The sequence below is a fragment of the Streptomyces sp. NPDC014676 genome (assembly GCF_043084105.1).
GTDB lineage: Bacteria > Actinomycetota > Actinomycetes > Streptomycetales > Streptomycetaceae > Streptomyces.
Genome location: NZ_JBIBZI010000009.1, coordinates 392,274 through 400,548, shown reverse-complemented (window position 1 = coordinate 400,548; position 8,275 = coordinate 392,274). Strand labels below are relative to the sequence as shown.

Annotated in this window: 5 protein-coding genes and 1 pseudogene; 3 read left to right on the top strand and 3 right to left on the bottom strand. The window is 69.1% G+C overall.

The genetic code is table 11. The features are described 5' to 3' along the window. Positions 1–503, top strand: a 503-nt coding sequence (locus ACF1DX_RS25915; protein ID WP_391793519.1) for an IS5 family transposase, incomplete at its 5' end; no start/stop codon positions are given. Between the two features lie 168 nt (positions 504–671). On the opposite strand, the pseudogene ACF1DX_RS25910 reads toward ACF1DX_RS25915, so the two are convergent. Then, positions 672–836, bottom strand: a pseudogene (locus tag ACF1DX_RS25910) (pirin family protein); the annotation flags it as partial. Between the two features lie 954 nt (positions 837–1,790). Between ACF1DX_RS25910 and ACF1DX_RS25905 the strand changes: the two are divergent. Together ACF1DX_RS25905 and ACF1DX_RS25900 are read left to right on the top strand one after the other, a co-directional pair. Further along, complete coding sequence (locus ACF1DX_RS25905) at positions 1,791–2,081, top strand: tyrosine-type recombinase/integrase (protein ID WP_391793529.1); 291 nt, start codon at positions 1,791–1,793, stop codon at positions 2,079–2,081. Positions 2,082–2,477: 396 nt separating this feature from the next. Further along, positions 2,478–2,627, top strand: coding sequence for a hypothetical protein (locus ACF1DX_RS25900; RefSeq protein WP_391793518.1), 150 nt, complete (start codon positions 2,478–2,480; stop codon positions 2,625–2,627). A gap of 45 nt (positions 2,628–2,672) precedes the next feature. Here ACF1DX_RS25900 and ACF1DX_RS25895 read toward each other — a convergent pair whose 3' ends face one another. Together ACF1DX_RS25895 and ACF1DX_RS25890 are read right to left on the bottom strand one after the other, a co-directional pair. Next, positions 2,673–5,150, bottom strand: a complete 2,478-nt coding sequence (locus ACF1DX_RS25895; protein WP_391793517.1) for a glycoside hydrolase family 3 protein — start codon at positions 5,148–5,150, stop codon at positions 2,673–2,675. Between the two features lie 516 nt (positions 5,151–5,666). Next, entirely contained in the window at positions 5,667–8,234 is a 2,568-nt protein-coding gene (locus ACF1DX_RS25890; protein ID WP_391793516.1) for a family 78 glycoside hydrolase catalytic domain, read from the bottom strand. Positions 8,235–8,275 lie beyond the last annotated feature (41 nt).

Genomic DNA, 8,275 nt, shown 5'->3' with positions numbered 1-8,275 from the left:
ACGAACCGGACGATCACGCCCTCGGCCGATCCCGAGGAGGACTGACCACCAAAATCCACCTCGCCTGTGACGGCAGGGGCCGCCCGCTCGCAATCCTGCTCACGCCCGGCCAACGCCCCGACAGTGTCTGCGCACGCCCTCTGCCGGAACGCATCCGTGTTCCCCGCACCGGCCCGGGCCGGCCGCGATGCAAGCCCGACCAGGTCATCGCGGACAAGGCTTACAGCTCCCGCGGCTTCCGTGCCTACCTGCGAAAACGCGGCATCGCCCACACCATCCCCGAGAAGACCGACCAACGACGGCACCGGCTGAGGCGCGGTGGCCACGGAGGCCGACCACCAGGGTTCAACCGGGAAACCTACCGACGGCGCAACATGATCGAGCGCTGCTTCAACCGGCTCAAGGGCTTCCGCGGCATTGCCACCAGATACGAGAAGACCACCACCTCCTACGAAGCAGCGGTCACACTCGCGTCGTTCCTGCTCTGGGCAAGATCCGTTTGAAGACGGACCCTAGAGCTGCCCACAGACGCCCATGCATCGGGAGTCGCAGGCAGCTTCAGAGGCACGTATGCGGCTGGAGCCGACGCGGGCGCTGCGGGATTCGCGCGTTGCCGGACAGGCGCAGCAGAGATCCTGTCCTGTTGGCGTACGGCGCGCCGTATCCGCAGTTCAGCGTGCCCTTCCTCGCGGCTTCAAGGGCGCGTTCGGCAGTTCCGGCGCGGGCAGTGGAGCCCCGTCGTAACCGTGCACCTCGCCGAAACGGGTCCCCGTCGTCCAGTCCTCGCGCGCCCGGACGATGTCGTCGTGCGACCGTCCGATGAAGTTCCACCACATAGCGAACCCATCAACGTTTCCGCACGTCAGCGGCGTTCCGGATGCCTGGCGGTCAGCAAACTGTCAGCATCGGTCGCGGGAGTCGGTCGGCCATGGGGCGGGATTCACTGGTTCGTGGGATGGGGTCGTTCTCCAAGGAGTGTGAGCATCCGCGGTCGCGGTGGTCGAAGTGCCCGCACGCCTACAAGATCCGCTACCGGTCGGCGGCCGGGCAGCAGGTGGAGGAGTCGGGGTTCGTGACCCAGGACGATGCCATCGGGCGGTTGACGGATGTCTACAAGACGAAGAAGACCGCGCCGCGGGGGCAGGCGAAAGCGGAGCGGGTCCTGGTCTATGGGGCGATGCGGTTCGGTGAGTACGCCGCGGAGGGGAAGGCCGGCCAGCGTGATCTGGGACCGGCCTCGGTGCGGCACCTGGAGTCCCTGCTGGAGCACCACATGCTGCCGCTGCTGGGCAACCGGCGGATGAACACCTTCGACCACCGGGTCGTCGAGGGCTTCATCCGGTCCATGGAACACGCCGGCGTCGGCCTGGCCACCCAGGCCAACGCCTTCGACAAGCTCAAGGCGATCCTCCTGGACGCCCACCGCCTCGGCCTCTACGACGACCACCCCCTCACCGGCGTGAAACCACCCCAGTACGACCCCAAGCGCGCGGTCATCCCCTCCCCCGCACAACTACGGCAGATACGCGAAGCCGGCGACGACCGCTTCCGGCTGATCACCGACCTGATGAACGGCTGCGGCATGCGCAACGGCGAGGCCGCCGCCGTCAACCTCCGCAACATCGTCGCCGACGACGTCTACCGCACCACCGAACAGGTCAACCAGACCACCGGCCACTACGCCCGCCTCAAACACCGCAGGACCGGCGAATACCGCGACGTCCCCCTGCCCACCCACGTCAAGCAGACCATCCAGTGGTACGCCGACACACAGCACCACCGACGGCTACCTGCTCCGCCACCCCCAAGACGCGTCCCGGCCGTTCCCGCACCACTACCTCAACCACCAATGGCAGCGCATCAAGAAAGCCGACGGCGTCGACATCCCCGAGGGCATGGTGCTCTACAGCTTCCGGCACTTCTTCGCCTCCGACTGCCTCACCCACAACATCCCCATCACCGACGTCGCCGAATGGATGGGCCACAAGAACATCGACGTCACCTTCAAGATCTACCGACACCTCATGCCCGGCACCATCAGCACCGCCGCCACCCTCCTCAACCACACCCTCACCGCATAGTCGTCGACGACCTGAGAGGTCTCCTGGAGAAATTGTCGTCAAATGTCACGCCCACACCGGCAGGCGAAGGTCACAGCAAAGGCTGGTCGGAGTGCCCGTACGCAGCGGTCCCGACGCATGTTCACGGTGGCCGAGTCTGCGCCACTATGGATTCCACCCGGTGAGGGCAGTTCCCAGCACACGCTCACCCCGCCCCTGTCCGAAAGCCGTACATCGAGCATTGATCGTCATGGCCTCATCCGCGCCTCCCCCACCCGCACCCTGCGCCGACGCCGGTCGATGGGCCGGTGGCGAAGCTGGAGCGGGTGGAGGCGGAGAACAGACAGCTCAAGCAGGCGCTCGCCTCGCATGCCATCGTCGACCAGGCCATCGGTGTCCTGACCGCTGCCGGGCCGGATGAGCCCTGTCGACGGGTTCACGGTGCTGCGGGAGGTCTTCCAGCACACCACCATCGAACTGTCCGCCGTGGCGGAGCAGATCCTCATTTGCCAGCCGCGCGACACCACGCCGACATCGGTCGGTGGCGACGGTGAACGGTGCGCGTGACACCCCTCACCGACGGGAGCGTCACGCGGAGGGCACCGAGGAGGGTCAGCCGATGGTGAAGGTTCGCCGTGCTGTGGAGGTGCGCGATGAATGCGCTGTCGTGAAGGTGTACCGGCCGGGCACAAGGGACCAGGCGCCCGCCTTCCAGACGGTGAGGTCCTGCGCGGGGACGGTGATGCGGAGCTTCCGGGATCCCGTCGGTGGAAGCGTGACCTTCTGGAAGGCGACCAGGCGGCGCGGTTCCGCCGCTGCCGCTGTCGGCAGGGTGGCGTACACCTGGACGACGTCGGTGCCACGGCGCCGTCCGGTGTTGGTGACGGTGACGGTGAGCGTGACGTTCTCAGCCGCCGGGTCGTAGGAGGCTTCGAGGGAGCCATGGGCGAAGGTGGTGTAGGACAGTCCGTGGCCGAAGGGAAAGCGGGGTTGCTGGCCCTTGGCGTCGTAGTAGCGGTAGCCGACGGCTATGCCCTCGTCGTAGGAGACGGTGCCGTTCGTACCGGGGTAGGAAGCGGTCGTGGTGCCCGGGCCTTGGCCGGCGTCGGCGGGGAAGGTGACGGGCAGGCGGCCGGAAGGGTCGCTGTCACCGAAGAGGACGGCGGCGAGGGCGGTGCCCATGCCGCGGCCGCCGTACCACGCCTGGATTACGGCCTCCACGTCGTCCAGCCAGGGGGTGGCGACGGGTCCGTCGGTGTTGAGGACAACGATCGTGCGGGGGTTGGCGGCCGCAACGGCTGAGATCAACTGGTTCTGGTCGCCGGGGAGTTCGAGTTGCTCGTGGTCCATGGCTTCGCCGGCGACCCGGTTGGCGAAGACGACCGCGGTGTCGGCGGCGCGGGCCGCGGCCACGGCTGCGGGGATGAGCGAGTCGGGCTGCCAGCCGAGGGTGAGGCCGCAGGTGCCGGGCTCTGCTGTTGCGTTGGTATAGGTCAGTTCCACGGTAACGGGGCGGCCCGCGGTCAGTTCGGTGATGCCCTGGAGCGGATAGTCATAAGGACCGAGGAAGAAGCGGCGCATCTGCCGGGTACCGGAGACGACCGTCCTGCCGTCGATCTTCAGCGACGCGGTTCCGGCGGGCAGCAGGGAGAAGCGGTGCAGACCCGTGACGGTCGGCACCAGGGTGCCGGTCCACTTCGCCGACCACACCTCGGGCAGGCCCTCGACCGGGGTGGTGGTGAAGTCGACGGTCGCGTCGGTCCGGGTCGTGATCGGTGTGCCGCCGGCGTCTGCGCCCGCGTGGTAAGCGCCGGTCAGGCCTGCTGCTCCGGTGGCGGTGCGCAGCACGCTCGAGGGGATCGTGGCGAGGGGGACGTCGCCCTTGGTGCCCTGTGCGTGGGTGACCCTGACGGAACCTCCGGCGCGGGTGCGGATCGCCTGCAGGGGCGTGCTCCAGGTCCCGGGGTCGACGAAGGTGGAGCCGGCCACGCCGGGGAAGGCGTCGGTGTCGGCGGGGCCGATGACGGCCAGGGACTTCAGCGACGCGGGGAGCGGCAGTGCTGAGGAACGGTTGGCGAGCAGCACGGTGGAGGCGACCGCGGCCTCGTGGGCGAGGTTTTTGTGTTCCTCGGTGCTGACGTCGTCGGCGGGGGTGGGGACGGGGTGGTCGATGAGGCCGCATCCGAACATCGTGACGAGGATGCGGCGGGCCGCGTTGTCGAGACGTGTGCCGGGAATCGCGCCGCCGGTGAGGGAGCCCGCCGGAATCTTGACTGCGCCGGGACCGAGTCCTGCGAGGTCCATGCCGGCGCGGGCGGCGGCGACCTGGTCGGCGCCCGCCCAGAAGTCCGGCACGGTGTAGCCCTGGAGACCGATCAGGTTCTTCAAGTCGTCGAACAGGGCGGGATGTTCGGTTGCGAAGGTGCCGTTGATCTTCGGGTAGGCCATCATCACGGAGGTGACCGGCGCGGCTGCGATGACACGGCGGAAGGGTGCCTGGTAGATCTCGTGCAGGGCGCGGTCGGAGACTTCGGTATCGGTGAAGAAGCGGTTGGTCTCCTGGGTGTAGGCGGCGAAGTGCTTGACGGTGGCCGCCACGTTCTGGCTCTGCACAGCGATGGTGAGGGCCGCGCCGAGGCGGCCGGCCAGCAAGGGGTCCTCCCCCATGGCTTCGGCCTGGCGGCCGAAGTGCCAGGTGCGGGTGAGGTCGACGGTGGGGCCGAGGAGGTTGTTGTAACCCTTGGCGCGGCCCTCCGCGCCAAGGGCCCGTCCGATGCGACCCGCCAGGTCCTCGTCGAAGGTCGCCGCCTGTGCCACGGGCACGGGGAAGGCGGTCACGCCCTTCTCGCCGCGCAGCCCCGCCGAGGCGTCGACCATGGCGAGGGCCGGGATGCCCAGGTGGGCGACGGCGGCGAAGTCGCACCGGACGAGGGCCTCCTTCTCGGCGGCCGTCATCCGGGCGAGCAGGGCGTCCACCCGGTCTTGCGGGCCAGGGCCGGAGGCGGCGACCGCCTGGTTGCCCATGACCGGGGCCATGCTCACGGCCAGGGCGGTGAAGGTGGCGGCAGAGAGAAATGTTCGTCTGTTCACAGCGGCTCTCCGGACGAAAATGACGGCTGCTCGACGCGCCGTCGCGGGAGTGGGGGAGGCGAGGCCGGCCGAGGGGTCAGGTACACGGTCGGCCTCAGTTTTACGGGGCTTTGAAGACGGTGACGCACGGTGCGCGACCAAAAGGGCGCACCCTCCGTTTCGCTTCTTTCGAGACAACGGCTGCCGCGTCCCACGGCAACGGTTTCAGTTCCCGTTGGCACCGTCTCGCGAAGCGTTTCATCCAACGAACGGGAAAACTATGACTTGTTGCGTCTCTGGTCAACCCTCGTACAACACTTTCCCAGGAAACCTCCATGACCAGCGAATATCGGCCGATTGAAGTTGAAAGGAATCTGAAATTTCAATTGAACAACCACGTGAGGCGCCCTTTATCGACGCAATGGATGGGAGTCATTCACTGGACGAATACGGAAGCTCCCGTGCTCCTCCTGAAAACAGCGGAGCCCGGCGCGTTTCAGTCACGCGCCGGGCTTTGCTGTCGGGTCGGACGGCCGCTCAGGCAGCCTTTGTGGCGAGTTCCGCCGTGTTCAGGAGGTGCTCGCCCGGCCCCAGGTCGACCGGGGCGCAGCCGGGGAGTTCGGCGGTGGCCGTGCAGCCTTCCGGCACCGTGATACGGGCCGTCAGTCCGGTGGCCCGGAGCTCCCAGGACAGCGACGCCGTTCCGTAGGGCGTGTCGTGCCGGGTGCGGGCCCAGGTGATGCCGCCACCGGGGCGCGGTCGGAAGGCGATGGAGCGGTAGCCGGGCGCGGTGGCGGTGATGCCGCCGACGACGCGGTGCAGCCAGTCGGCGACCGCGCCGAGGGCGTAGTGGTTGAAGGAGGTCATGCCGCCGGGGTTGAGGGTGCCGTCGGGGCGCATGCTGTCCCAGCGCTCCCAGATGGTGGTGGCGTCCATCGTCACGGGATAGAGCCACGAAGGGCACTCGGTCTGGAGGAGCAGGCGGTAGGCGACGTCGAGGTGGCCGGTGCCGGTGAGGGCGTCGCAGATGAGCGGGGTGCCGACGAAGCCGGTGGCGATGCGGGCGTCGTCCTCGGCGATCAGCTGGGCCAGGCGATCGCCGGCCGCCTGCCGTTGCTGTGGTGTCAGCAGGCCGAAGGCGAGGGCGAGGGCGTAGGCAGTGGCACTGTCACTCGTCATGCGCCCGGAGGGCAGGACGTACTGGCGTCGGAAGGCGTCGGCCACTTCGTCGGCCAGCGCAGCGTACCGCGTCGCGTCGGCGCTGTTCGCCAACTCCGCGGCGATCAGGGCGAGATGGCGGGCGGAGTAGGCGAAGTAGGCGGTGGCGACGAGGTAGCGGTCGGTGCGGCCGGCGGCCGGGTCGTCGGGCGGGGCGGCCGGGTCGAGCCAGTCGCCCAGCTGGAAGCCGGTGTCCCACAGGCGGCTCGGGCCGGCGAGGCGCTCGACGAGGTCGACCCACGCCCTGGCCATGGGGTAGTGGCGGCGCAGCAGGCCGAGGTCACCGAAACGCTGGTAGAGCGTCCAGGGGGTGAGGGTCGCCACGTCGCCCCAGGCGGCTCCGGGATGGATCGGTGTCCACATCGGCTCGCCCGGGATGACGGGTACATACCAGGGAATCGTGCCGTCGGGCAGTTGTTCCAGGCCGACGTCGGTGAGCCAGGAGTCGAGCAGGCCGGCGCAGTCGTAGAGGTAGCTCGCGGTCGGGACGAAGACCTGGATGTCGCCGGTCCAGCCGAGGCGTTCGTCGCGCTGAGGGCAGTCGGTGGGGATGTCGACGAAGTTGCCGCGCATGCTCCACACGACGTTCTCGTGCAGACGGTTGACCATCGGGTCGCTGCACTCGAACCAGCCGGTGCGGCGCATGTCGGTGTGGTAGACCCGGGCCGTGACCGCCTCCGGAGTCAACTCGCCCGGCCAGCCGACGACTTCGGCGTAGCGGAAGCCGTGGAGGGTGAAGCGGGGCTCCCAAGTGAGCGGGCCCCCTCCGGAAAGGATCAAGTTGTCGGTCGCGTACGCCTCCCGCAGCGGCCCGGTGGCAAGCTCACCGTCCTGCAGGACCTCGGCGTGCCGGATCGTGATCTCCGCGCCCTCCGGGCCGTCGACGGTGACGCGGAGCCTGCCGACCAGGTTCTGCCCGAAGTCGAGCAGGTGGCGGCCGTCGCCGGTGCGGGTGACGGTGACCGGGGTGATCTCCTGGGTGCAGCGCACCGGTGGTCCCAGCGGGGCGACGAGAGTGGCCGGGTCACGGATGCCGGTGCGCACGGGGGTCCATCCGGCATCGGACGCCTGTGGTGTCGCCCAGTAGGGGTCGTCGAGCCGGGCGTCGAAGGTCTCCCCCTCGTACAGACCACTGGTGAGGATCGGTCCGGTGGCGGCGGTCCAGGAACCGTCGGTGGCGACGACGGTGGTGGTGCCGTCGTCGTACGTCACCTCCAGCTGGGCGATGAGGGACTGGTCGGTGCCGTAGATGTTGCGGGTGCCGCCGTCGAAGCCGTACTTGCCGCGGTACCAGCCGTCGCCGAGCCAGGCGCCGATGGTGTTGGCGCCCTCGGCAAGGTGCTCGGTGACGTCGTGGGTGCGGTAGCGCAGGCGCTGCGGGTAGACCGTCCACCCCGGGGCCAGGGCCTCGTCGCCGACGCGGCGGCCGTTGATCTCCACCTCGTACAGGCCGTGGGCGGTGACGTAGAGGCGGGCGCGCGTGACGGGCCTCTCGAGGCGGAAGTCCTTGCGGACGCGGGCCGGACGGCGCATGGCGTCCGGGTCCTCGTCCCAGCCGGCGCCCACGGGGACGGCTCGCCAGTCGGCGGGGGTCAGGAGTCCGGCTTCGGCAACGCTCGGTTCGCTCCACACCGACGGGCCGTCGGCGCCGGGCGTCCAGACGCGGACGCGGACCGTCGCGCGTTCCCGGGAGGTCAGCGGTTCGCCGGGCCAGGCCACCAGGACCTGATCGGCGCTGTTGACGCGTCCTGTGCGGTACACGTCGCCGGAGCGGTCGAGTCGCAGCTCGTACGCCTCCTGACGACCGGCGCCCAGGGACAGCGTCCAGGTGAGGCGGGGAGCGGTTACTCCGATGCCGAGTCCGTCCGGAAGATGCTCGAAGGACACCGGGGAAGGCTGGGGGGGCAGCAAGGGAAACCTTTCGTCAC